The 25,418-nt window shown below is 48.8% G+C and carries 24 protein-coding genes; 8 read left to right on the plus strand and 16 right to left on the minus strand.

From position 1 onward, the window contains the following. Positions 1–52: 52 nt before the first annotated feature. The gene (locus B1728_RS18365; protein WP_079911803.1) at positions 53–934 is read right to left on the minus strand and encodes an aminoglycoside 6-adenylyltransferase; all 882 of its coding nucleotides are present in this window, start codon (positions 932–934) and stop codon (positions 53–55) included. 200 nt (positions 935–1,134) lie between these two features. Between B1728_RS18365 and B1728_RS18370 the strand changes: the two genes are divergently transcribed. After that, positions 1,135–1,992 (plus strand): pentapeptide repeat-containing protein, encoded by an 858-nt coding sequence (locus B1728_RS18370; protein WP_079911804.1) that lies wholly within the window; start codon positions 1,135–1,137, stop codon positions 1,990–1,992. A 265-nt stretch (positions 1,993–2,257) separates the two neighbouring features. On the opposite strand, the gene B1728_RS18375 is transcribed toward B1728_RS18370, so the two are convergent. Both B1728_RS18375 and B1728_RS18380 read right to left on the minus strand, forming a co-directional pair. Further along, positions 2,258–2,440, minus strand: a complete 183-nt coding sequence (locus B1728_RS18375; protein WP_079911935.1) for a hypothetical protein — start codon at positions 2,438–2,440, stop codon at positions 2,258–2,260. A gap of 24 nt (positions 2,441–2,464) precedes the next feature. After that, positions 2,465–6,493: an Ig-like domain-containing protein gene (locus tag B1728_RS18380; RefSeq protein WP_079911805.1), complete on the minus strand. Its 4,029-nt coding sequence runs from the start codon at positions 6,491–6,493 to the stop codon at positions 2,465–2,467. A gap of 386 nt (positions 6,494–6,879) precedes the next feature. Between B1728_RS18380 and B1728_RS18385 the strand changes: the two genes are divergently transcribed. Further along, the gene (locus B1728_RS18385; RefSeq protein WP_179136075.1) at positions 6,880–7,974 is read left to right on the plus strand and encodes a GerAB/ArcD/ProY family transporter; all 1,095 of its coding nucleotides are present in this window, start codon (positions 6,880–6,882) and stop codon (positions 7,972–7,974) included. Between the two features lie 26 nt (positions 7,975–8,000). Here B1728_RS18385 and B1728_RS18390 read toward each other — a convergent pair whose 3' ends face one another. The 6 genes from B1728_RS18390 to infC form a co-directional block, all read right to left on the minus strand. Beyond that, entirely contained in the window at positions 8,001–9,206 is a 1,206-nt protein-coding gene (locus B1728_RS18390; RefSeq protein WP_079911808.1) for an MFS transporter, read from the minus strand. Positions 9,207–9,401: 195 nt separating this feature from the next. After that, a complete protein-coding gene (locus tag B1728_RS36320; RefSeq protein ID WP_179136076.1) occupies positions 9,402–9,575 on the minus strand; it encodes a hypothetical protein in 174 nt (57 codons plus the stop codon). Positions 9,576–9,738: 163 nt separating this feature from the next. Continuing rightward, a complete protein-coding gene (locus B1728_RS18395) occupies positions 9,739–10,950 on the minus strand; it encodes an MFS transporter (protein WP_079911810.1) in 1,212 nt (403 codons plus the stop codon). Positions 10,951–11,070: 120 nt separating this feature from the next. Beyond that, complete coding sequence (locus tag B1728_RS18400; RefSeq protein ID WP_079911812.1) at positions 11,071–11,778, minus strand: FadR/GntR family transcriptional regulator; 708 nt, start codon at positions 11,776–11,778, stop codon at positions 11,071–11,073. 319 nt (positions 11,779–12,097) lie between these two features. Next, the gene (locus B1728_RS18405; RefSeq protein WP_079911813.1) at positions 12,098–12,445 is read right to left on the minus strand and encodes a hypothetical protein; all 348 of its coding nucleotides are present in this window, start codon (positions 12,443–12,445) and stop codon (positions 12,098–12,100) included. Positions 12,446–12,541: 96 nt separating this feature from the next. Next, positions 12,542–13,018, minus strand: a complete 477-nt coding sequence (infC, locus tag B1728_RS18410; protein WP_079911815.1) for a translation initiation factor IF-3 — start codon at positions 13,016–13,018, stop codon at positions 12,542–12,544. A gap of 64 nt (positions 13,019–13,082) precedes the next feature. On the opposite strand from infC, the gene B1728_RS18415 reads away from it, so the two are divergent. Further along, a complete protein-coding gene (locus B1728_RS18415) occupies positions 13,083–13,388 on the plus strand; it encodes a hypothetical protein (protein WP_079911816.1) in 306 nt (101 codons plus the stop codon). 159 nt (positions 13,389–13,547) lie between these two features. Here B1728_RS18415 and B1728_RS18420 read toward each other — a convergent pair whose 3' ends face one another. Then, positions 13,548–13,799 (minus strand): DUF7667 family protein, encoded by a 252-nt coding sequence (locus B1728_RS18420; RefSeq protein WP_079911817.1) that lies wholly within the window; start codon positions 13,797–13,799, stop codon positions 13,548–13,550. A 177-nt stretch (positions 13,800–13,976) separates the two neighbouring features. Between B1728_RS18420 and B1728_RS18425 the strand changes: the two genes are divergently transcribed. Continuing rightward, positions 13,977–14,672 (plus strand): YjgB family protein, encoded by a 696-nt coding sequence (locus tag B1728_RS18425; protein ID WP_079911818.1) that lies wholly within the window; start codon positions 13,977–13,979, stop codon positions 14,670–14,672. Between the two features lie 48 nt (positions 14,673–14,720). Here B1728_RS18425 and B1728_RS18430 read toward each other — a convergent pair whose 3' ends face one another. The 6 genes from B1728_RS18430 to B1728_RS18455 all read right to left on the minus strand — a co-directional run bounded on the left by B1728_RS18430 (position 14,721) and on the right by B1728_RS18455 (position 20,499). Beyond that, positions 14,721–15,158 carry a c-type cytochrome gene (locus B1728_RS18430; protein WP_256865411.1) on the minus strand — a complete coding sequence of 146 codons (438 nt, stop codon included), beginning with the start codon at positions 15,156–15,158 and terminating at the stop codon, positions 14,721–14,723. A 183-nt stretch (positions 15,159–15,341) separates the two neighbouring features. Next, complete coding sequence (locus tag B1728_RS18435; RefSeq protein ID WP_079911820.1) at positions 15,342–16,421, minus strand: hypothetical protein; 1,080 nt, start codon at positions 16,419–16,421, stop codon at positions 15,342–15,344. 145 nt (positions 16,422–16,566) lie between these two features. Beyond that, positions 16,567–17,211, minus strand: coding sequence for an adenylate kinase (locus B1728_RS18440; RefSeq protein ID WP_079911822.1), 645 nt, complete (start codon positions 17,209–17,211; stop codon positions 16,567–16,569). Beyond that, positions 17,208–17,789 (minus strand): HAD-IA family hydrolase, encoded by a 582-nt coding sequence (locus B1728_RS18445; protein ID WP_079911823.1) that lies wholly within the window; start codon positions 17,787–17,789, stop codon positions 17,208–17,210. Before B1728_RS18445 ends, B1728_RS18440 begins: the two co-directional genes overlap by 4 nt. A gap of 132 nt (positions 17,790–17,921) precedes the next feature. After that, positions 17,922–19,763: a sensor histidine kinase gene (locus B1728_RS18450; RefSeq protein ID WP_079911824.1), complete on the minus strand. Its 1,842-nt coding sequence runs from the start codon at positions 19,761–19,763 to the stop codon at positions 17,922–17,924. Then, positions 19,753–20,499, minus strand: coding sequence for a response regulator transcription factor (locus tag B1728_RS18455; protein WP_079911825.1), 747 nt, complete (start codon positions 20,497–20,499; stop codon positions 19,753–19,755). The genes B1728_RS18450 and B1728_RS18455 overlap by 11 nt, the downstream gene beginning before the upstream one ends. A 184-nt stretch (positions 20,500–20,683) precedes the next feature. On the opposite strand from B1728_RS18455, the gene B1728_RS18460 reads away from it, so the two are divergent. The 4 genes from B1728_RS18460 to B1728_RS18475 all read left to right on the plus strand — a co-directional run bounded on the left by B1728_RS18460 (position 20,684) and on the right by B1728_RS18475 (position 25,285). Next, positions 20,684–22,003: an ABC transporter substrate-binding protein gene (locus B1728_RS18460; protein WP_079911827.1), complete on the plus strand. Its 1,320-nt coding sequence runs from the start codon at positions 20,684–20,686 to the stop codon at positions 22,001–22,003. Between the two features lie 111 nt (positions 22,004–22,114). Beyond that, positions 22,115–23,011 (plus strand): carbohydrate ABC transporter permease, encoded by an 897-nt coding sequence (locus tag B1728_RS18465; protein ID WP_256865412.1) that lies wholly within the window; start codon positions 22,115–22,117, stop codon positions 23,009–23,011. Then, the gene (locus B1728_RS18470) at positions 23,011–23,871 is read left to right on the plus strand and encodes a carbohydrate ABC transporter permease (protein WP_079911830.1); all 861 of its coding nucleotides are present in this window, start codon (positions 23,011–23,013) and stop codon (positions 23,869–23,871) included. Before B1728_RS18465 ends, B1728_RS18470 begins: the two co-directional genes overlap by 1 nt. A 55-nt stretch (positions 23,872–23,926) precedes the next feature. Beyond that, complete coding sequence (locus B1728_RS18475; protein WP_144027911.1) at positions 23,927–25,285, plus strand: sulfatase family protein; 1,359 nt, start codon at positions 23,927–23,929, stop codon at positions 25,283–25,285. The last annotated feature ends 133 nt before the right edge of the window (positions 25,286–25,418 follow it).

Genomic DNA, 25,418 nt, shown 5'->3' on the forward strand with positions numbered 1-25,418 from the left:
CCAGGCTTATTCTTTCACGTTAACTAATCGTCTTAAGCTGCACGTGCAGTGCTTAGAAGATACTCTTCGCATCAGCAGGCAGATTCCTTACTTGCTTAAGATATGCGGTCATGTTCTTATCATCCTCAGCAGGATAGGTGAACCGACAATACATGGCGACTTCCTTGCCCAGCATCCTGAATAACTCCCCTGCCGTAAAGATAGCTTCCCAGAAGCGCTCGTAGTCACTCTCCGAATAAGTTCGCTGATACCTATCCCAGTATGCTTCGGGTAGATAGGTTTTGAAATATTTGCCCATCTTGCCCGCAGAAACTTGAAAATCATTGTGGATTCCGATCCACCATCTAACCATATCATCAAGGGAAGCTCTGGTGGTTTGCTCGTACATTAGCTTCGCATAGGGCAGCTCGTCCCTCCATATTCCTTTTGCTATGTTTTGCAAACACCACCAGAAATTGTTCGTACAGCTGTTATACTGCCCTTCCGTAGGTCTTTTTACGTAATAATCGCTATCTGTGGGCGGCGGTATGGAGGGAAGGCAGCCATCCTTGTCTAATAAGGGCAAGGTGAGTTTGTTGCTGACATACCCGGTCTGCATGGATTCTATGGTCTCTATCTGGAGATCAATCCGGTTTCCATCCGTAAAGAGCATTAAATAGGCGTACGAGCGGTCGAAGTTTTTCTTGATTCCTAGTCCTTGATCTAATCGATCCGGCTCCTGAATCATCAGCAAATCCCCGAATATACGGATCCATGCGTTGTCTGATAAAAAAGAGGCCGTCTCCGTCACGACATAGACGATATCGTAGTCCTGAAACAGATCTTTAGGCGCATGCGGATTGGTTCTTGACCCGTTCATGTAAACAGCTCGAATCCGATTATCCTGCCGGGCCACACCCAGGATCAAATCCATCATTTCTTTCTCGCTTCTCATCAGACGGGTTCCCCTTCCTATTTGCCAACCAATATAGTTATTTTTGGTATATCATCCTATTATTTACATTGTAACTACCGAAATCTTCAGTAAAATGAGGATGTAACAAATGGTTCTATAAGAAAAGTAACTTTGCATATGCCCAGCTTTGTCATAAAATGAAAAGTAATCGCCACAAAGATCAATAAGGAGAATACAACATGCCCGAAAATAAAATAGAAAGGGACAGGCTTGCGTCTTTGCAGTCCGATTGCGAGAAGTGCTTCGGCTTATGCTGTGTAGCCCTGCCTTACGCGGCATCTGCTGACTTTGCCGTCAGCAAGGAAGCCGGACAGCCCTGTTCGAACCTTCGTCATGACTTCCGCTGCGGCGTACACGAAAGCCTCCGCAGCATCGGCTTTCGCGGATGCACCGTATTCGATTGCTTCGGCGCAGGGCAGAAGGTATCGCAGCTTACTTTCAGCGGCCGCGACTGGCGGCAAGCCCCGGAATCCGCGAAGCAAATGTTCGAGGTATTCCCCGTCATGCGCCAGCTTCATGAGCTGCTCTGGTACCTGAACGAAGCGCTGACGCTTCAGGCTGCACAGCCGATTCACGATGCGATTCGTACAGCAATCGATGAAACGGAAAGGCTGACCTGTCTTCAGGCAGACCAGCTTGCCGGGCTGGACATCACCACCCACAGAGCCGAGGTGAACGGGCTGCTTCTTCAAACAAGCGAGCTCGTACGGGAGGAACTGCGCCGTAAGCATCAATGGCCTGCCGTAAGCAAGAAGAAGCAGGGCCGCGGGATAGATCTCATCGGAGCCAAGCTTAAAGGCGCCGATCTCCGTTGTGCGAATCTTAGAGGGGCCTATCTTATTGCCGCGGACCTGAGGGAGGCGGATTTGAGAGCAGCCGATCTCATCGGGGCTGACCTTCGGGACACGGATCTGAGGGGAGCCGATCTTACAGGCAGTCTCTTCCTTACCCAGGCACAGCTTAACTCGGCGATCGGCGATTCCAGGACGAAGCTGCCTTCAACCGTCGAACGGCCGGCTCACTGGAAAGCCTGTTAGCCTGTCCTCACTCAGCTGGCCCTCATAGCTTCATGGAGAAAAAACCGCCCGAATTATGTACCTCCCTCCACGTTAGATACAACTAACTGCAGAAGGACAGCATATTATCATCGGGCGGTATTTTCTTTATCCTCTATCTGCTGCTTCTCAGATCGATAGCAATTGACCAGTCCACATTCGTATAGACCCTGTCAACCATCGTTCGAACAAGCTTTACTTGAATATATGTTCGATATGCAAAAAAACGACATGATAGGGGGATGATTCATTCATGGACTAACCCCGGGTTTTGAACGATCTCGATTTCGCCGTTTGCATACTCCTTCACGATCATTCCCTTATCGGTTTTATACACAATGTTCCCGTTCGCTTTCGCATCCAACTTAGCCCATTCTCCAGTTAGCTTAATAAATTTTGACAAATCTTGTATTCGGTCCACGCCATTCATCATCCAATCGATTGAGCTCGTTTTTTACTTTAAACGATGCCGCAAGCGTAGAAGCGTGACCGCCGCTTCCGCCCTTGTCACTTGTTCGTCCGGGGCAAATCGGTTGCCTTCTCGACCGACAAGCACACCATACCGAGCTGCTGACTGGACGTAGCCCTTGGCCCAAACCGGTATGTCTGCGTCATCGGTGAATGTGGTTGCGCTATCCATCGGCTCCCATTTCATGGCTCTCGCCACAATAGCGGCTGCTTCGGACCGGCTGATCGTCTGCCGCGGCCGCAGCGTACCGTCTGAATAGCCGTTAAGGATGCCGCGCTCAACCGCGGTGCCTACTGTTCCCTTTGCCCAATCCGGAACGTCCGCACGATCTGTAAACGGGAGTTCGTTTGCTTCCGTCCCGGAGGACACCCCAAGTGCTCGCAGCAGCATAGCTGCAAATTCCACCCGTGATACTAGTCCGTTCGGACGGAAAGCATTCGGGGTATCCCCCTCGACGATCCCGTTCGCAGCCGCTTCGCAAATTTGTGACTCTCCCCAATGGCCTCGGATATCGCTGAACGAGCAGGACGGGGTATCATGTATTGCAGATGGTGGCCTGCGTACAATTAACGCGTAGGTCTTGATTGTACCGTTCTCTGCCTTGACGGAAATCTCGATCTGATTATCCCCCTCATGCAATGACACGGTTTTGGCGCCGATTGCAGCCTCACCTTGTACAGCAACAGAAGCGAAGGCATCGGATGGGATCGGACGAACCTCAATTTGATTTGCATCCGTTTCGATTGTGTACTCGGCAGTTCCGGCAGCGAATGCCGGACTTAACGGCAGCTCGATTCCATTAGCAGTGACGATAAGCTGCTTAAGATCTGCATTACCGGAATAATAACCGCTGGATGAATCGCCTCCGGAGTCGTCACCCGAGGTATGGATTCTTGGGTTTACCCGGACTGTTCGTATCGCTTCCAGCGCCGCGTTGCCGGCGATATCCCGAACGTTATATCTCAGCGAATACGTTTCAGGAATCTGGTTGTACACCGTCCCAGTTACCGTAATGTGCGCTGAAAGATCGCCGTCCATGTTGTCGACAGCCGTCGCGCCCGGATCGACAAACGGGTCCCCTTCCGTAATGGATATGGCGTTGCTCCCCAGTAGTGTAATAACCGGAGCCGTTGTATCGATGGTGAACATAATCGTATTCGAATCAGGGCTCGTATTGCCCACCGTGTCCGTAGCCATCGCCTTCACTGTATGCGGTCCTTCGGCGAGCGCAGATGCAGGCGTCCATGACCAGCTTCCGTTGGCCGCAGCCGTTGTCGTTCCCGCGGCAGCTCCATCCAGTACAACCGTTACCGCTGCGTCTGCCTCTGCCGTACCGCTGATATCTGGCATCGCATTGTTTGTTGTGAATCCGTTCGACGGCGTTACGACGATGGGCGCTGCCGACGGTGTTGTATCGATGGTGAACGTAATCGTATTCGAATCGGGGCTCGTATTGCCCGCGATGTCCATTGCCGTCGCTTTCACTGTATGCGGCCCTTCAGCGAGCGCGGACGCAGGCGTCCAGGACCAGCTTCCATCGGCCGCAGCCGTTGTCGTTCCCGCGGCAGCTCCATCCGTTACAATCGTTACCGCTGCGCCTGCCTCTGCCATACCGCTGATGGCCAAAGTCGGACTGTTCATCGTCGATCCGTTAACAGGAACGGTGATGACAGGCGCCAAGGGCGGGGCCGTATCGATAGTAAACGTGTTTGTATTCGAATCAGGGCTCGTATTGCCCACGGTGTCCGTCACCGTCGCTTTCGCAGTATGCGGCCCTTCGGCGAGCGCAGACGCAGGCGTCCAGGACCAGCTTCCGTTGGCCGCAGCCGTTGTCGTTCCTGCTGCAGCTCCGTCCAGTACAATCGTTACCGCTGCGCCTGCCTCTGCCGTACCGCTGATAACCGGCATCGCATTGTTTGTCACGAATCCGTTCGACGGCGTTATGACGAGTGGCGCTGCCGACGGTGTTGTATCGATGGTGAACGTAATCGTATTTGACTCGGGGCCCGTGTTGCCCGCGATGTCCATTGCCGTCGCTTTCACTGTATGTAACCCTTCGGCAAGTGCGGACGCCGGCTTCCACGACCAGCTTCCGTTGACCGAAGCTGCTGTCGTTCCCGCAGCAGCTCCGTCCAGTACAATCGTTACCGTTGCGCCTGCCTCTGCCGTACCGCTGAGGACTGGCAGCGCATGGTTCGTCGTGGACCCGTTTGACGGCGTTACAACGACAGGCGCTGCCGGCGGTGTTGTGTCAACAGTAAACGTGTTCGTATTCGAATCGGGGCCCGTATTGCCCGCTATGTCCATTGCCGCCGCTTTCACTGTATGCGGCCCTTTGGCAAGCGCGGATGCGGGCTTCCACGACCAGCTTCCGTTAGCCACAGCCGTTGTCGTTCCCGCGGCAGCTCCGTCCAGTACAATCGTTACCGTTGTGCCTGCTTCTGCCGTACCGCTGATGGCTGGCGTAATAACGTTCATCGTGGACCCGTTTGACGGCGTTACAACGACAGGAGCTGCCGGCGGTGTGGTGTCAACAGTAAACGTGTTCGCATTCGAATCGGGGCTCGTATTGCCCGCTATGTCCATTGCCGCCGCTTTCACTGTATGTGTCCCCTCGGCAAGCGCTGATGCGGGCTTCCACGACCATGTCCCCGTGGCTGTAGCTACCATCGAACCCGCCGCCGTTCCATCCAGCACAATCGTAACCGTAAGACCTGGTTCCGCAGTGCCGCCGATCATTGGCGTAGCATCGTTCGTTATGTACCCGTTTGCTGGCCTTAAGACGACAGGAGCTGCCGGCGGTGTTGTGTCAACAGTAAACGTGCTCGTATTCGAATCGGGGCTCGTATTGCCCGCCCCATCCAACGACTTCACTTTCACCGTATGAGGTCCTTCGGTAAGAGCTGCTGCCGGCGTCCACGACCAGCTTCCGTTGGCCGCAGCCGTTGTCGTTCCTGCGGCAGCTCCGTCCAACACAATGGTAATCGTATGGCTTGGTTCCGCAGTACCGCTGATGACTGGTGTCGTATCGTTCGTCGTCGACCCGTTTGCCGGAGTCGTGACGACAGGCACTGCTGGCCCAATCACATCTACCTCATCCGTAGCAGCGGCACTGATTTTGGTACCGTCGTTCACGATGAAGCTAATCGTACGAATCCCAGGCATGCTGCTCGCCGCTGTGGAGAACCAGACCGCGCTTAAAGCATTTGACCACTGCACCAAGGCGGCCGTTGCGCCCGACGACGTCAGAGTCAGAACGCCGTTGACTGCGTTATAGCTTCCAACAATATTTCCGAATAAGGTCGCGCTGGTATTGACGAAAGTCAGCGTATCTCCAGAGTGAAAGCCGGTCCCGATAGATACTAGCGCACTAGACATTGTTGTGCTATCACGGTCGGACACCGTCACATTGGAGTCAATTGTGACTGCAGACGTGCCGATCGTGTAGGCGGTCGTCCCGCCGGTGGTTTTTACTTTAGGTGTTTGGTACGTCGCAGTCACTGTAACTGTTCTCGTCACCATATCGCTGGTAGTTCCTGTGCCGTTAATGGCGGTGAAGCTTATCGTGCGCGTTGCTGTATTTGGCATTATGGCCGTATCAGTATAAGTAATGGATCTTAGGGCGCTTTGCCACTGTGCCAAGGTGGCCGTTGCGCCTGCAGATGTCAGTATCATCTCGCCAGTGGCTGCATTATAACTGGCCGAAATATTGCCCATGGTCGCCCCATCATTGGTGAACCCCAAGAAATCTTCTCCACCATGAAAACCGTTCTGAATGGCAACTGTTGCACTTGCAAGCGTAGTACTGCTTCCATCAGTTACCGTGATACCGGAGTCAATAACGACGGGAGTCGATGTCGTGTTATCCCCGGCCACGAAAGATGCGGATCCAGGACTAGTGGTTAAGACAGGAGGGGATGCAAAGGCTATTTGCATAAAAAAACTTCCCATGACCACTTGAAGGGTTAATGCAATGGCAAGCATGAATGTCGATTTCCGAAATACGTTCTTCATAACGAATTCCTCCTAAATTTAAATCCATAACTATGAACCCTTAAAACTTATAACAATGATATCTATACCAAAACTGACCCTAATGAAAGGACTTCTGCTATTTTTTCCTTTCAGGTAGTTGATAGATTATTTGAACAAACCGATACTTAGTATTTCGGATCATTTACCTTATGAGTTAATAATCATTTCGAATAGTTTCAGCCCAAGACTGACGACTACTATCCCCTATTCCAGTCAAACCATTTCTCTCACTACTTACCGCTTCTCTTTCCACATACTCTCCGCCCTCTGCTATATGAGCTTTATACGTTTATCGCCGCCGCAATTCGTCAACAATGAGAACAAAGAATCGAATACGCTTACTTCCAGTAAAGGAGATCAACCGAATGATCGACAAAGGGAAGATTTCCGCACTTCAACTAGGAATGCTGATGTATTTGATGATCGGGGCGACCTCAACGTTAATCGTTCCGGCCATCACGGCAAAACAAGCCGAAAGAGATATGTGGCTTTCCCCCATCCTGGGATCTATAAGCGGATTTATTGTCGTTATCATCATGTGGGCTTTGCATAAAAAATTTCCCGGCCAGTCCATTATGCAATTTGGTGAATTACTTCTAGGACGTTTCCTTGGCAAATGCGCCAATTCGCTCGTGCTATTTTTTTTGCTTCATGGAGTCGGTCTTATCTTGAGGGAATACGGTGAGTTTGTGGTCAGCGCTTTCCTATCCAGAACTCCGCTGATTACGATTACCATGAGCCTGATCGTCGTATGTGCCTTTGCGGTGCGCTCGGGTATTGAAGTATTGGCCCGCTGTACGCAGCTGTTTTTACCGTTCATCGGTTTGGTTTTCGTCTGCATTTTTGCCATGCTGATCCCGGATATGGATCCCCGAAAGATGCTGCCTATGCTGGAAAAGGGAATCCTGCCGGCTCTGCAAGGCTCTATAGTGCCTCATACCTGGTTCTTGGAATTTTTCCTGATCACCTTTTTGTTTCCCTTCGTCCATGACCTTTCCAAAGGCCTCAAGGCCGGCATGTTATCGGTCTTGTTCATGATGCTGATTATGGTGGCAACGAATTTTGCCAGCCTGTTCGTCTTCGGAAATCTCACCGGGCACATCAGCTTCCCCGTGTATTATGCGGCGTCTTATATCAGCTTCATCAATTTTATTGAGCATCTTGATGCTATTGTCATGGTCACCTGGATATTGGGAGGATTTGTTCAGATCGCTTTATGGTACTATTCGCTTGTCATCGGTACAGCACAATGGCTTGGTTTGTCCCATTATCGCTTTCTTGTGTTTCCGATGGGGCTGCTGTGCGGCCTGACTAGTATTTGGGTCACCCCTTCTTTACAAGACTTGATTCATTTTTTTGCAACGACAGCCCCGTTCTATTCCTTCACGATTCTATTCTTGTATCCGCTGATTCTGCTTGCCATTTCCTGGGTCCGCAAAACCAAAAACAGCTCACTCTGACCAGAATGAGCTGTTGGGAATGGTTGTCACGCCGATCCGGTCATACCGGTTGAGCCTCTGGATTGTCTAGGTGACGGTTGTTCCGTAAATAATCTGTAATATCTGCATACCCCGTAGAACACAAGGGTTGAAGCCGCAGCAATAATGGCTAACACGATAAATGATTGATGGAAGCCGTATTTAGCAGCGTACACGCCTCCAAGCATACCGCCAATGATTTTGCCTACGCTTAGCTGTATCACGGAATTCAGCATTTGCCCCGTTGCCTTCAACTCCTTGATTACATGCCTGTTCACATATTCGGCTAGGCACATATAGAACATAATGTACGTTCCGCCGTGAAGCACCCAGCTAAGCAAATACGTAAAAGGCGTTAAGGCAAAGGAATACAGGCACCATCGGATGACATGAATGAACCCGGAAAACAACAAGATATTCCGAATGCCGAACCGGTCATACAGCTTTTGAAAAAATATCATAAACGGAAATTGCGTGAAAGAACCGATTGCGAGACCGATTCCGATCACTTCCATGCTGATCCCCTGCTCCTTGCTGTAAATCGCTTGAAACGCCCACAGGAAGCCCATGGTTGTAGAAAGCACGAGAGTAAAGCCATACAGTACCATCAGCGGCTTGCTGCGAAAAATTTCCGACAGCTTGACCTTCTTTTTGCCGCTTTGATGACCGGCTACCTTGGGAATGCCAAGAGATAGCAAGAAGCAGCCCAGCATGATGAACGAGGTTACCATGAAGATCGTATCAATATGCCGCGCGAACAGCCATCCGGCCGCTATCGAGATTACAGCGTACCCTACAGATCCGAACGTACGAATCGTCGAGAATCTCACAACCCCCTTCGAAGACAGCTCAAGCGTGATGGCATCGCTCAAAGGGTTGATGGCAATCTGGAATAGGCTGAACATGGCCATGCCGAATAGCAAGGGCCAGAACATAGTTCCCGCCCAAGGGATCAGCCATACCGCCAATCCGGATAGCAAGGTGCAAAGAATTAAGATCCGATTTTTGGTTCGGGATCTGTCACCCGCCAAGCCCCATATGGGCTGCGCAAACAACCCGACAACCGCTCCGATAGATGTAAGAACCCCGATATCGGTATGTCCTATCCCTTGTTCCGTGAAATAAACCCCTATGTAGGAAGAGAACGATCCCGTGCTCATATAAATGAAAGCATAAAAGACCGCAAGAATAACGACGCTTTTGTTCTGTATCATAAGGCAGCTTCTTTCTGTCGTTCATTGATTTTCTATTTCATTATAAACTACATTTTCCATATAGAATATATGTGAAAAGGAAAAACCGCAGCAGACACGAAAGTTACATGTCATACTGCGGTTTAAGCAGAAGGTGTTGTACACATTAACCATGTATTCACCTATTCCCGCCATTTTATACACGGAGCCGGCGAATTATTGATTGTTTTCCTGCTCATGGTCTGTGAACTCCTCCTCAATCTCATCCATCATTTCCTCCACGGCATCGCTGATTAGATCTGTCGCAGCAATATCGGATTGATACAGCGGCTGATTGATGCCGACCGGCATCTCTTGACTGTTTTCCCGCTTGCTCTTGGCTTCACTCATTACTCATCGAACCTCCTCGGACAACCGTTTTTCATATCGTATGTAAAAATGGAATTTCTATACAAGCATCAGGAGATGATGCAGTCGAACCTCCAGCACGAAGCACTATCTTTTCTTACCCACTCTTCACACAAGCAAATCCTAATCATGAAGAGTCATTGATTTACCTGCCGGACAGCTTGGCGTCCGAGGGCAGCAGAATCGCCAGAAGCCCAAGAAGCGGTAAAAACGCGCTGACTTTGATAACAATATCCAGACCCGCCGAGTCCGCCAAATAGCCTAGAAGCGCTGAACCGATTCCACCAAGTCCAAAAGCAAGACCGAAGAACAAGCCCGCAATTGTGCCTACTTTACCAGGCAGCAGCTCCTGGGCATACACGACGATAACCGAAAAGCCGGACAGAAGGATAAGACCAATGCATATGCACAAAACCATGGACCATACCGGGCCGGCAAATGGCAAGAGGATGGAGAACGGAGCCGTACCCAGGATCGAGAACCAGATCGTGTTGCGCCTTCCGAAACGATCCGCCAGCGGTCCTCCGGCCAAAGTCCCGAGCATTCCGGCAATGAGCAGAGCGAACAAATAGTATTGAGCGTCCTGCACGGTCATATGAAACCGTTCCATCAGGAAAAAAGCGTAATAGCCGGTCATGCTCGCCATATAGACGAATTTGGAAAACAGCAAAGAAACAAGTACCGCTAACGCGACGGCAACGGTTCCTTTAGACAGCCTTGCACCACGTTCGTTTGGATGGACTGCCGCATTCACCCTGCTATTGTTTTGCAAATGAGTGCCGTACCATCTCGACACATAGAGCTGTATGATAATGGCGGCTCCCGCAGCGAGCGTAAACCACAGAATGCTTTGCTGACCCAGAGGGATAAAAATAAGTGCGGCCATCACCGGAGCGAGGGCCTGACCGGTATTCCCCCCTACCTGAAATATCGATTGTGCGAGCCCTTTGCGATTCCCTCCGGCAAGATGAGCTACCCTGGAGGATTCCGGGTGCAGCACGGCTGAGCCTATCCCGATGAGAATCACGAATAGCAAGAGCATGATGAATGACGGAGCATAAGCAAGGCCTATCACGCCCGTAAGTGAGAATATCATTCCTATCGGCAGCAAATACGGCTTCGGCCGAGAGTCCGTGTACAATCCTATTACAGGCTGAATCACAGAGGCTGTCATGTTAAGCGTAAAGCCGATCCAGCCTATTTGGGCAAAGCTCAGTTTCAAGGAATCCCGTAAAATTGGAAACATAGCCGGAATGACGGACTGGATGGCATCATTCAAAAAATGCACGAAGCTGATGGCGAATAACACGGAAAAGATGGTGGTTGAGGGTTGACGCAATACCGCTTGTTGATTCATAACTGTCTCTCACTCCTATTCCTTCAAGCTTAAATTCTATTCCCTCTTCATACAGCATATCATCAGATGTTTAATCCCAAACTAATACATCTTATCATCTGATGTTTGATCTTAAAAAAATTAGCTTTTGATATGCTCCTCCAGCTCTGTCCTCGTCCCATCCAAATGCTGCATGCTGTACAGCTCCGCTGCCTGCACATCTTTATCACGGATTGCCTCGTATATTTTCTCATGCTGCTCCGTGTAATATTGATTATATTGCGGATGGTTAACGAGATTTTCCAGAGAATGACGGAGCACTTCCGAGAAGATACGGTACATATCCGCCAAAACGGCATTTTTGGTAGCGGCAGCCACAGCGATATGATAGGCTATATCCGCATCCAGATATTCCTTCACCCGGCCTGAGTCTATGGCGGCTTGGCGTTGATCGAGCAGCTCGCGCATCACTCGCAAATCCTCATCATCCCGTCTGTCGGCGGCCAAACGGGCAGCCTCGATCTCCATCATGCGGCGTACCTCGTAGACCTCCAAAATCTCTGCCCGCCGCAGCCTGTAATCGAGCGGCTCCTGAATAGGCTTTTGCTGGCATACAAACGTTCCATGACCCTGCCTTTTGTCCAGAAGGCCGGCAGATACAAGTACACGGACGGCTTCGCGAATGGTCGACCGGCCTACGCCAAACTGCTCCATCAGCTCCGGTTCGGTAGGAATCTGCATACCTGGAGACAGCTCTCCAAGTGAAATTTTGCGTTGAAGCTGCTCCACCACATCATCGACGATCTGCTTGCGCTTCACAGTTTGAAAAGATAACGAACCTTTATTCATCTGATCATCTCCTGTCGTTATCTTATTATGAATTGGTAATTGTAGCAATAAGAATGTATGTTCGTCATATTATTAATCTGACATTATGCCCTGGACCCTCGCCAATAACGTTATTTGGGGAAGGACACGTCTCGTCGATCTTTTCCTTCCACAATTCTACTATCTTTGACTCTTAGCCGCAAAAATAAAATAACCCCACAAAGTGAGGCCATGGCTTTACAAGCGGATTCAGATGCTTTACGGAGAGCTCCTGTTATAATGATAAAAAGTGCAGGCTGCTTCCAGCTGCACTTAATGGCGGGGACCGAATTCTATTAGACTATACAATGATACTGTAAATACCGACAATCAAAACGACCATAGATATCGAACAGCAAATATACGTATGCATGCCCCGTTTGCGCTGCTTCCATGCCAGCATGAGCTGCCGCACGGCAAAATACATCCCGGCAACGTTAACGGCAAGAAGCGCTACTGTGAACAGAATGGTTTGTACCGACAATGGCTCCCCCGCGCCATGATGATGCTCGTGCATCTCCATGGCCCCAAGCAAAATTGGAGCCATTAACCAGTGAATGAGATGAAGGATAAACACAAGAAATACGGAAAATCCGGATAGGATCGCATAATTCATCTCCGTCCCCAGAGCTTTTACTTTATGCAGCACTCTCCTATTCACTCCTTCAAGCCTGACATTCGAATGTAACGTTCCTTCTTCTCTTCAACTGTATGTTGCTGCCCTTGTACTTTATGATGATACGTCTTATTTAGGATCGAGCTGAACGGTCGCCAGCTTCCCGCTGAGCTGAATCCCCGTCTTTTTAGTTCCAAATGGCTTAAGGTCCTTGATCAGTGATTCGAGCAGCTCCTTGGCTTGTGCACCTTCCTTGCCCTGGATCTTTATGGTAAATACGACCGCATCGCCGGATGTCAAAATTCTTTCTGCCTGCAGCCTTTTCGTATCATAATCATGCTCTTCAATCTGAGGCGTAAGCCGGATTTCTTTAAGCTTGGGTATTTTATTTTCTTTTCTCTTGGCCTGCTGGGCTTCTTGCTTGGCGGTACCTGCACCTTCCAGCTTACACGGAGGAGGGCTGCTCATCAGAGAAGTACAGATCAGATCTACCTTCAGCTTCTTGGCCATCGCCAAAGCCTCCGATGTGGGGACAACACCCAAATCCTCCCCGTTAATACCTGTCAGTTGAACCTCTGACGCTTTTATTTTTTCATTCATGATCATTGTGATTCCACCTGAACTTTCGTTATAATGAAACCTATATTACCGATGATAAGGAGATTTTTCAATGAGCCGCAAAGAAATGGAAGAACAAATAATAAAAAATTATCAGCAGGACGAGCAAATGATGATTCTTGTTTTCGCCCAATGGTGTATTAATAATGATCTGGACCCTGCAGCACTGTATCTCCGTGCATACCCGGATCAGTCGGCCAACACTCTTCTCCTGCAAGCTATTGATCTGACTGTATCAAAGGAAGAAGCAGGTGAACTCCCGGATGAAACGGTTCTTGGTGTGTTATCTTTGTATGGGAATGAGGATTTAGCTTTCGTTGTGACCGAAGAAATAGCCAAACGGCCCAAAGCTGTCTAAGAATTTTAAAAGGTGAAGAAGCCCTTAAAGGCAGGACTTCGGCTTCGAAGCTTGAAATCAGCTGCTTGGCGGTCGGATTCGAATGATGTTGAAAAAGGGTGAGGGCTCCTTAGGGAACCTTCACCCTTTCTCACGTTGTAGCAGGCTGTGAAGTTGCAATTATAATGTAAACTCAGGGGATGCCCCTCCCTGGTTTTGCAGCTTTTCAATTGCTTGACATATTTCATGCTGCCAGGCAGTGTCCTTGACCATAGATGCAGCAAGAGACAGATTGTACAATCCCGCAAGCTTCCTCGCATAAATCGCATTGTAATGGAGGCAAGCGTTCACTTCGGACTCTTCTTCCTCTGTCAGTCCCCTTTGTTTTTGCAGTGTCCAGAGCTCTGCCAATCTCCAATGAACCGATAGCAAGATTCATTCCCCCTGTCCGTGTCTGTAATATCAACGACGTTACTATTATGGACAACGGGAATCCCGTTTAGACGCCTAGGGCCTGTCCTTGATGAATCCCTTTTTGCAACTTATTGATGATTCGAGCCGTCTGATAGGGTGTAATAAAAGAGAGACCTAACTCAAGGGAGAATCCATATGCCTAAATCATCCAGACATCTTCTAATCATAACCTTATCGGCCACCATGTTAGCCGCTGCACTGACCGCTTGCAGCTCTACAGAGAAGCCCGCTGCAGCTTCGCAGGAACCTAGTACCCAATCACCGGCTCCAGCACCAACACCAACGCCGTCACCCGATCCTGGCTCAACAGCTCCCCAAACATCGGGACAGGACGTCAAGGGGGCCGCTTCAGGCTCAACGAATGTCCAAAGCAGCGGGAAGCCGCCGCAGGTTAACGGGACTCAAGCTTACGTGCTGCAAATCATGGAACAGGCAAAGAAAGGGAAGGTACCCGGCTTCGATTACGCAGCACATAAGAGCCTGATCGATCAGGTAGAGGAAGATTGGGGGAAGCCGGATCAGAAGGATACAGCGGGGTCAGGTATCTATTCAACCTACGGCAAGCATAAAGCCGCCTTCGGTTTTAATAAAGGAAGCCTTATTTTCGATGTTCGATCCTATGATTCGAAGCTTCATGAACTGGGCTTCTCTCAGATCAAATCCGCCTTAGGACAACCTGACGATACGATCGCTAATAAAACCGAAACGATATATGTTTACCAGGCAAACGATCAATTTCAATTGAAATTTATTATTCCCTCCTCTACTGGCAAGGTGGATCACATCTCTGTCTTTAGTCCGCAGGATGCCAAAAATTTAATGGCAGGATAAATGAAAACCAGGCGGCTCCGCTTCATAGGAAGTGGGCCGCCTTTCCGGTTATTTTTTGGCTTCAAGCCATGCAGCGATGGCCGTAATTTCTTCTTCCTTCAGCTTGCTCTTGAAGCCCGGCATGCCGCCCCCGCCGTTCGTAATTTGATTAACCAGCTGTTCTTGATTCATTTTTGAACCGATCTTTTGAAGATTTTTCTTCTCGCTTCCTTTGCCATCCAGCGTATCGCCATGACAGGCAATACAATTTTGTTTGACAAGCGATTCCGCGTTAATGGCTGTGGCGGATGACGACTTGCTATCGCCGCCTGCCGCTGGGGTCGGCGATGGACTTGCAGGAGCAGCTGAGCCTTGCGGCTGCGTCACCTGATTCGAGCTTGAGGCAGCCGGCGGCGCTTGTCCTTCCGTCGCGGATTTAGCGCTGCATCCGGATAAGGCTAATGCTGCAGTAACGAGGGCTGCTATCGTTGCCATTTGTACCTTCATCAAGCCAACCTCCACTAAGAAATGGTATACTATATTTATGTAAAAAATTATTACACTACGGATTGTAGTGTATGCAAAGGGGCATTGTCAAGTATTAGCAATAATTCCGTGCAAGAGTGGGCTCGAGATTTCCCGGTCCGAATCCGTATAAATATCCAAAATCAGGCCGAGCTTACTTCTTCCTCAGGTAAGATATTTGCCGCCGCTTGCCCAGACCTGTAATTCTAATTCTTGCTTTATGCCCATTTCCATTCTCGCTCTTAATTGCATATACTTTTCCATCAACGGATGATCGTATCCCAAGAAAGTGCTGATTCTGCCTGTCAACGTATCATCCGTATGCTCGTTACCCCATTGAAACAGCTCCTGGAAAAGATCAATGACAGACTCTTGATTGTGCGGGGAAAACCTTACAGGATGCGGAACATCAGCCAGCTTCAATTCCAACAGGTCGTGCAAAACATAAAGCCAGTGTTCCATCGTTTGTTCATCAGGGATGTGGTCTGCATGCTTCTGAACAACAGGTATCCGGGCTTTGATATCCGAGATGAGCTCACTGAACGTTAGCTCGACCATTTGCATGGACATATAGCCCCACCAATGGCTCCCCGTTCCAATGCTGTACATTTCCCAAAACGGTTCCATTAATATAGATTTTATTTGCTTTTTCTGCGTACTGCCAAACATGGAAATGCCGAGAACCAGCCCCGCATTACAATCCGTCGAAGCCTGCTCACCCCATGCAACCAGCCTTGGTACGATTTTTTCATTAGTGAATTTAAAGCTCAAAGCGGGTAAAAATTCAGGGAAAAGCGGCTGCCCATATACCTTTTCCAGCTCACTCTCCAGCCGCTCCCGATGCGATTCACAAGGAAGGTGCAATAGCCCGAGACAAGCATTTGTGCACAGATGCCAATCGTTAGTACCGATGCAATCGACCATATAGTCGATATATTTCTCATACCCCATATACCCCATCACATGAAGAATGTCACCAGGCATTTCTTCCTTAAGCTGTCCATGTTCAAAGCAAAAACGGGCGATCTCCTCCGCCATGGCGAAGTCTCCGCATCTCATAACAGGGTCAAGCAGCAGCGCGTACCTGTAATCGGAAGGATGCTCTGTGAACATATGAAACAAAGCCGCTGCATCTTCCCGGTTTCCGTACTTAGCGGTTATACGGCAATAGGATTCAAGAACGGTTGCATCTATCTTTTGGCCGGATCTCAACAGTTGTATAAGCTTTTCTGTGTTTGGAATCATTGTTACACTCCTGTTTATATGTAGTCAGCATTTTTCGAGCCCTGTTTCCCAAAAACCAATAACATATCAATTCTTATATGATTAAAAAACACAGGTCCTAGAACCTGTGCCTTCTTACCACTTATACCTTACTGAGCATATATTTTTAAGGTCCTATCACTTTTTTAATTTGTGCGGTCACTTCATCCATAGGCCTTAATCCATCTACCGTTCTTAACGTTCCTTCTGAGTTATAAAACTCGCATAAACGTAAAGTCAATTCCTTATTCACGTTGAGACGCTCCCTTACCGTATCCTCGGAATCATCCTCCCGCTGAATCAAAGGATGCCAGCATGTACTGCAGAGTCCAGGTTGGGCCGGAGGGTTATTTATGATATGGTACGTCTCCCCGCATTTACTGCATACCCGTCTCCCGGTTAGCCGCTCTACCAGAACGTCTTCATTCACTTCAACGTAAATGACATGATCAACGCTTGACGATTTATTAATTAAATACTCCCTTAAGGATATGGCCTGTGCAATATTTCTTGGAAATCCGTCTAATAAAAAGCCATGTTCGCAATCTGCTTGTTCCAATCGGTTCAGTGCAATCCCAATCGTCACATCATCAGGCACAAGTCCGCCTTTACTCATATACTCTTTGGCCAAAATTCCAAGCTTAGTCTGATCCTGATACGCTTGTCTGAACAGATCGCCGGTTGAAATATGCGGAATACGTTGACTCTCGGCAATGAACTTGGCCTGTGTTCCTTTACCCGCTCCAGGCAGCCCTAACATTATCACATTCATACTCTGCCTCCCCCTTCACTTATCAATTGAGAATAGAGCTCTTCATAGTCATTCACATACAGATCCGCCCCGGGAGCGTGATTCTGAAATAAGCAGGTTCGGAGCCCGATGTGCCTTCCCGGTAGAATATCAATCTCCCGATCTCCAATAACCAAATCGAGCTTATACTTGTCATGCAAATACTTGTACGACTCCGGATTAGGCTTACTTGGATAGCCATCACCGCCAGCCACTATCTCTGCAAAATAATGCATCCAACCGTAATACTCCAATATAGGCAGTACCTCTATCCGCGGTTTATGTGTCATAATGACATTTACCTCTGCCAATTTCAAAATGGCTTCTACGAAAGGAAATGGCTTCATGTGGCTAGGATGCAGATCACGTTCCTTTGTAAAAATCCGGTTCAACTGCTGTTCTCCTAAACCGAATTGCTTAATAGTATGAGAGAATGAGAGCTTCAAATGGTTTAAAATCTCCTCTTTCGAAACCCTTTCCTCCATAACTTCATACATAATCTCAGTATAAACAGGATACGTGTCGAACAAAGTTCCGTCAAAGTCCCATAAAATATGCAAAGGATCCCTCCTTAATATAAAGCCGTAAGGAATATATAGGTAAATATATCATACTTTCAGAGAAAGAATGCGGTACCGATATAGTGAATCGATCTCTTAGGGATGATTCTTTATTTATCCCGTGTTGTGAAGTCAATTCCCCATATCGTTCATGGGGATCGTATCTGCTTGAGCAGCCGATGGCTGCGGGAAATGCAGCGTGACTGCAGTACCCCATCCCTTCCTGCTGAGAATCTTGATTCCGCTGGTTTCTCCGTACTGCAGCATAATACGTTTATTGGTATTGCTCAGCCCGATATGACGGCCGGAATCCTCGTCAGAATCAAGCACTGAACGGATTTGCGCAAGCTGCTGCTTCCCTATCCCGCCTCCGTTGTCAATTATAGTTACCTTAAGCGTACCGTGCTGTACGCGGAACTTGAACTTGACCAGCAGGCGGGACGTATGCTCCATCCCGTATTGGATGCTATTTTCAAGCAGCGGCTGCATGCTTAGCTTCACTACTTCGCAATCGGAGAAAGGCCCGATATCGTCCCAAATGACCTGAAACCGGTCTTTATAGCGGATTTGCTGAATTTCAACATAGCTGACAGTGTGTGCGATCTCCTCCTCTAACCGGACGACCTTCGCTGAGGAATCGAGAGTATATTGCAGGATGGCTGTCAACAGCTCAATCATGCGGCTTGGGGCATTCGTAGAGCCTGTCAATTGAAAGGTCTTCCAGTATATCGAATTCAGCGTATTATACAGAAAATGAGGATTGATTTGGGATTGCAGCGCTTTAAATTCCAGTGCCTGCATCCGGTATAACCGCTCGGAAAGCTGGATCTTCAAATATTTTTGCTCAAGGAAGCTTTCCAGGATATGGGTGATGATGAATGCATAGATATCATGCCCTTGGTTCGGATTGGCCTCCATCGTGTCCGGTGTGTCGGGAGCGTCCGCTGATTCGAGCAAGTGCAGAATCCCGTAGACTTGACGGTAATTTTTGCCTGTCAGCCATAAGGCGGCAAGTGCACATAATGCCAAGGCCGCAACTGACAGCAGACAAGTGATGACGATCAAGGTAAACGATAAGCTGTACAATGACTTGCGCGGGACGACTGAAATCAAATTCCAGTTTAACCTCGGTGCTTTTTTGACCGTGAGATGATAAATTCCGTTATCCTGCTGAAGCGTATCGAATTGTCCGGGCAGGCGCAGAGACGATAGCATTTGGTCATATGCAGTGCCCCCGGATTGCATGATAACCCGGTTATGATCATCGGTGATATAAAAGCTCCGGTTCGGATATTCGCTTAAAGACGGGAATGATTTGATAAAATAGTCGGGGGACAGGTTCAGAACGATAACCCCCTTCTTGCTGACATTGTTCCTGTCATTAATCAATTTGTAAATACTTACAACATCGGTCGGGGTGCTCTCGAAAGCATAGTTGTGCAGACTGCGAACCTCTGTCGTGAATCCCGCCGTATCCGCAAGGTTCAAGTAACTGTCATACCAGCTTTTATCCAGATAAGATTGCAGATTGACCAGTCCTTCACGCGAGCTTAGAAAACGCTGCTGGTCATTCGGATAGTAGACGTAGATAGAGTGAACATAAGGTCTGGAGTTGGCCGACACATCGATAATATGCTTGAGATAAAATAACGATTCCGCATCCTCGTAGGAATAGTTGGATTTCGAAAGAATATTGTAAAGCTTATCCGCAATTTTAGGATTGGTATTAAAGGACAGGCTGAGAGAATCGATCTCCGATGCAACAACCTGAAATAGCTCATTATATTGATTTAACAGCTTCTCCTGATTCTGCTCGGCATCAACACGCGTGTACCGCTGGGAGATGACGATGGATAAAGAGCCCAGCAGCAGAAGAGGAATTAAACACAGGGCCAAAATATTCCTCAAGTTGTTGACAAAAAATTTGATTTTTAATGATCTTCCGATATGCGGCTTATTCAGATTAACGCCCATTTTTGAACTGCCCCGGGGTTATGCCGTGATATTGCTTAAAAGCTCGGATAAAGTTTTTAGGATTAGCGTAGCCCACAGCTTCACTGACTTCAAACGCTTTCATATGTCCGTGCTTTAACAGCTCCGCAGCTTTCTCCATTCTCACCTTCAGGACATATTCCGAGAAATGCATCCCCGTTTTTTTCTTGAAATATACGCTTACATAGCTTGTATTCATTTCAACCGTTTCGGATGCCTGCTGCAGGGTAATGGTGCGGTAATCCTGGTTCACGCTTTTCACGATGCTGGAAATAACGGGATCCGTAAAGCCAGACAGTGGTTCGCTGTTCCCCATTCCCCCTGCTTCAAAACCTGATTTCGCCTCATCAAGAACTGTCTTGAGCTGTGTAAACACGTTGACGATGTCATCGTATTTAGCCGGCTTTAGCATATAGTGGGAAACTCCATAGGTCATCGCTTCCCTGGCATACTCGAAATCGCGATATGCGCTGAGCAGCACGATGCGAACCCCCAGTCTCCGCTCGTGAATCTGCTTGCATAGCTCCAGCCCGGACATCACCGGCATTCGAATATCGCACAGAAGCGCATCAACGGGATTCGATTCCAAATACGACAGCGCCTCCAGCCCATTGCTGACTTGCTGTACAACCGTAAAGCCAACCGACTCCCAAGGAAAGCAGTTGCATAGCGTATCCCGGGTATCCTCTTCATCATCAGCAGCCAAAAGCTTGTACATCCGACTCACCTCCGGTACCATTATAGCAGAAATTCGACAGTGTCATATCCAAAATTATGATACTTTTCCCCAACGATACAAAAAAATGAAAACGTAATCAATAGGAGGAGACCTTTTTTTGTCTTTGTTTTCGATGCTATGATGAAAGCGTAACCAATACTAAAGATTTGGGGGAGAATAAAAATTGAAGAAAACGCTCAAGGGAATTACCAGTCTCGTTATGTGTTCTGTCATGGGGATTACTTTGGCCGCTTGTGGAGGTAATTCAGCCAATGATTCTGCACAGAAAGGAAGTGCGGATGGCACGAAGCCCATCACGTTAAGATTCAGCTGGTGGGGCAACGACACCCGCCACCAGGCGACGCTGAAGGCCATCGATGCTTATACCAAGCTGCATCCAAATGTCAAAATCGAAGCGGAATATACGGGCTTCGACGGCTTTTACAACAAATTATTGACCCAATTCGCCGGAAGCACCGCACCCGACTTATTCCAGTTCACCTATGAATGGGATAACGACATGTATGATTTTTTGCTGGATTTAAAGCAGTCCAAATCGCTTGATACCAGCGGTTACGATCCCTCTGTTCTCAGCAACTTTGCGACTTACAAGGACAAGATGATTATGGCTCCGGCAGGTGCCACCGCTACATCCTTATTCTATAATCAAGCTTTCTTCCAGAAGTACGGAATTCCGGAAACAACGGAATGGACCTGGGACAGCCTGCTGGAAACCGGCAAGAAGGTGCATGCCCAAGATCCAAACGCTTACCTGCTGTCGGCCGATATCGACGTCATTTATAAATTGATCCTGCAGCCTTATGTAGCCCAAATGACCGGAAAGAACTGGATCAATGACGATTATACTCCTGCGTTCGATAACGCTGCCTTGACGAAGGGGCTTTCGTATCTTTCCGAATTGTACAAGAACGGGGTTCTGGAGCCGTTCGGGGACAGCTCCGCCTTCGTCGGTAAGATGGAACAGAATCCAAAATGGATTAAAGGACAAGTGGGCATGTTGTTCGACTATATTTCCGCCTTCGATAAATATAAGCAATCCGTGCCTGACGGCAAGCTGGGTGTAGCGGCTTACCCTATGGCTCCGAATGCGCTGCAATCCGGCAATCCAATCGCAGCGGGAACCGGATTCGCGGTAAACAAAACATCTCCGAACGCGGAAGAAGCGGTGAAATTTATCAATTGGATGGTTAATGATAAAGATGCGGCGCTTATCCTTGGCGCACAGCGCGGTATACCGGCGACGAGCACGGCTAGAAAAGCTTTGGAGGATGCGAAGCAGCTTGATCCGAACATTACTAAAGGTCTTGATCTTGCCTCCAAACAGAAGACCATTGCTCCTAACGTAATCAGTATCAATGCCGATCTCGCGCAAATTGCGAAAGACACGTTGCAGAAGCTGATTTATCAGAAGGAGACGCCGGAGCAAGCCGCAGACGAAATCCTGAAAGCGTATGGCTCGAAGCTTACCGCGTTAAAGAAATAGAAGTTATGTAAAACAAATGGTTCACTTGGTGAGAGAAGCTGTCTGGTTGGACGGCTTTCTCTCTCCTATCAGCTGACCGGCATGTTTGAATACAGAAGGGAGTTCAGTATATTGAAGCAGTCAATGCGATTCACGAATGCCGCTTGGGGACTGTTGTTCATTTCTCCGTGGATCATCGGATTTGCAGGGTTTCAGCTCTATCCTCTGCTGTTGTCGTTGTACTATTCGTTCACCGATTACTCCATCGTGAAAGCGACGCATTTTGTCGGCTTGCAAAATTATATGACGATGTTCAAGGAGGACAAGGACTTCTTCCCGTCTTTGCGCGTAACCCTCCTGTATACCTTGATGGCAGTGCCGCTTAAGCTGGCATTCGCTTTACTTGTGGCGATCATTCTGAATTCCAAAGGGAGATTCATTAACGTATATAGAACCATCTATTACTTGCCTTCCATTCTTGGCGGAAGCGTCGCTATCTCGATCCTTTGGCGCTTCTTGTTTATGCGCGAAGGCATCGTTAACCAGGTGCTGGCCTTTCTTCATATCCCTTCGGTCGATTGGCTGGGCAGCCCGAATGTGGCATTATGGACCATCAGCTTTTTGGTCGTCTGGCAATTCGGTTCTTCTATGGTCCTGTTTCTCGCCGGTCTAAAACAAATCCCTTCCGACTTATATGAAGCCGGTATGGTAGACGGCGCAAGCAGAGTGAGGATGTTCGTCTCCATTACCGTACCGCTGCTGACTCCGATCATCTTATTTAATCTGGTCATGCAAACCATCGGCGCCTTGCAGGAATTTACCGCCGCTTTCGTCGTCACGAACGGCGGGCCCATGAAATCGACGTACCTGATCGGGATGAAAATATATGACGACGCCTTCAAGCTGCTGCATATGGGCTATGCTTCCGCTTTATCCTGGGTACTGTTTGCTATCATTCTGATCCTTACCTTGATCATTTTTCGTTCATCCAGATCATGGGTGCATTATGAAGACGGAGGGAAAAATTAATGATGCTGCAATACGGGAAACAGCCTACGCTCGCAGGCAGGCTGGTCAAAAATATAATTCTGCTGGCCTTTGGTCTGCTCATGATTTATCCGCTGATCTGGTTGTTCTTCGGTTCGTTCAAAACCAACAGCGATTTATTCGGTTCTTTGGCACTGCTTCCAAAAACCTTCGTTTGGGACTCTTATAGCAAAGGCTGGCAAGGTACGGGGCAATTTACCTACGGCACCTTCTTCTTGAATACATTGATGCTTGTAGTGCCGACTGTCTTTTTTACCGTCTTGTCCAGTGCGGTGGTGGCTTACGGCTTTGCCCGCTTCCAATTTCCGCTCAAGAACACGCTGTTCGCGCTTATGATCTCAACGCTGATGCTTCCGCATGCGGTTATTATTATTCCCAGATACTTGATATTCCGCAATCTGGGGTGGCTTGACGGGTATTTGCCCTTTATCGTACCGGCAATTTTTGCATGTTATCCGTTTTTTATCTTTATGCTGATTCAGTTTTTCCGCGGTCTTCCTCGAGAGCTAGATGAATCGGCGGTTATGGACGGCTGCAACCCGGCAGCTATTTTGTTTCGGATCCTGCTTCCGCTCTGTAAGCCGGCACTCTTCTCTGCGGCTATCTTTCAATTCATATGGACGTGGAACGATTTTTTCAATTCGCTCATTTTCATCAACAGTGTCAAAAAATATACCGTCTCCCTGGCGCTGCGCATGACTATTGATTCGACTGGAGGGACGGTAGCCTGGAACCAAATTATGTCGATGTCCGTGTTGGCGATCCTGCCTCCCCTGCTAATCTTTTTCCTGTTCCAGCGCTATTTTGTGGAAGGCATTGCCACGACAGGGATCAAAGGGTAAACTTTTGTTCAGAACGTAAGCAGGAAATAAGCATAAGGAAAAGGGGCTCCCAACCATGCCGCAAAGGAAGCAACAACCGAATGTCATTGTATTTTTTACAGATCAGCAGCGATGGGATACGACCGGACTGCACGGCAATCCCTTAGGGCTTACTCCCCATTTTGACCGATGGGCTCTGGAAGGAACTCATTTGTACAATACCTTCACTTGCCAGCCTGTCTGCGGACCGGCGAGATCCTGCCTGCAAACCGGACGTTATGCAACGGCGACCGGATGTTACCGCAACGGGATTCCGCTCCCGGAGAACTCTCGTACGCTGGCTCACGAATTTCGTGATGCCGGATACCATACCGGATATATCGGCAAATGGCATTTGGCATCAACCAGAACGGAGCCCGTTCCGGAAACGCTTCGCGGCGGATACGAGTATTGGCTCGCAGCCGATTCTCTCGAGCATACCTCCGACGCTTACGATACGGTGCTGTACAACAATGCCAATGAACGGGTCAAGCTTCCGGGTTACCGGGTCGATGCATTGACGGACGCCGCCATTCGCTATGTGAATGATCATCAGAACGATCCGTTCTTCCTGTTCCTCTCCTTCCTGGAGCCACATCATCAGAACCGAAGAGACGATTACCCTGCGCCGTCAGGGTATGAAGACTCTTACATATCGGCTTGGACGCCTCCCGATTTGGCGGAGCTCGGGGGCACATCCCAGCGTCATCTGCCCGGTTATTATGGGATGGTCAAACGTCTGGATGAAGCGTTAGGCCGCTTAATGGATGCGTTGATCAGCCTTGATCTGGCTGACTCTACCATCGTTCTCTTTACTTCCGATCACGGAAGTCATTTCAAAACGCGCAATGGAGAGTACAAACGCTCTTGCCATGACAGCTCCATACGTATTCCGGGGGCGATATGGGGACCCGGCTTTCAAGGAGGCGGACGGATTCGTGAGCTCGTCAGCTTGATCGATCTGCCGCCGACCTTGCTCGATGCAGCCGGGCTTAAGGTACCCAGCGAGATGCAGGGGCGTTCCGTCCTGCCGCTCGTCAAGCGTCAGGAGGTCGAATGGCCGAGCGAGGTGTTCGTTCAGATCAGCGAGTCGCAGGTCGGCCGTGCCGTCCGTACCAAGCGATGGAAATACAGCGTAAGCGCGCCCCAGCGGGATGCTATACGAGATAGCTACAGCGATCTGTACGTAGAAGAATTTTTGTACGATTTGCAGGCAGATCCTTGGGAATTTCATAATCTTATCGAAAGCGAGGCTCACCGGGAGGTGAAGCAGGTGATGAGAGAAAGACTTCTGCGCCGCATGGCGGAAGCTGGAGAAGCGCCTACCCAAATTGAGGCCGCTCAGGAGCGGGCCTTTGGTCAGTTGAAAGTGCTGGAAAGTGAATACGGGCAGTAAAGCGTCATTTTTGAAAGCGATGATCTTCTAGACAATTTATAATGTTATTATGAGAAAAAGACCCCGGCGGGGTCTTTTCTTTTTATTAATAATTATAATTACTATGGAAGCCACACATAATACTTCGCTGCTT

Origin of the sequence: Paenibacillus sp. 32352, from assembly GCF_002042965.1 — a bacterium.
Classification (GTDB): domain Bacteria; phylum Bacillota; class Bacilli; order Paenibacillales; family NBRC-103111; genus Paenibacillus_S; species Paenibacillus_S vulneris.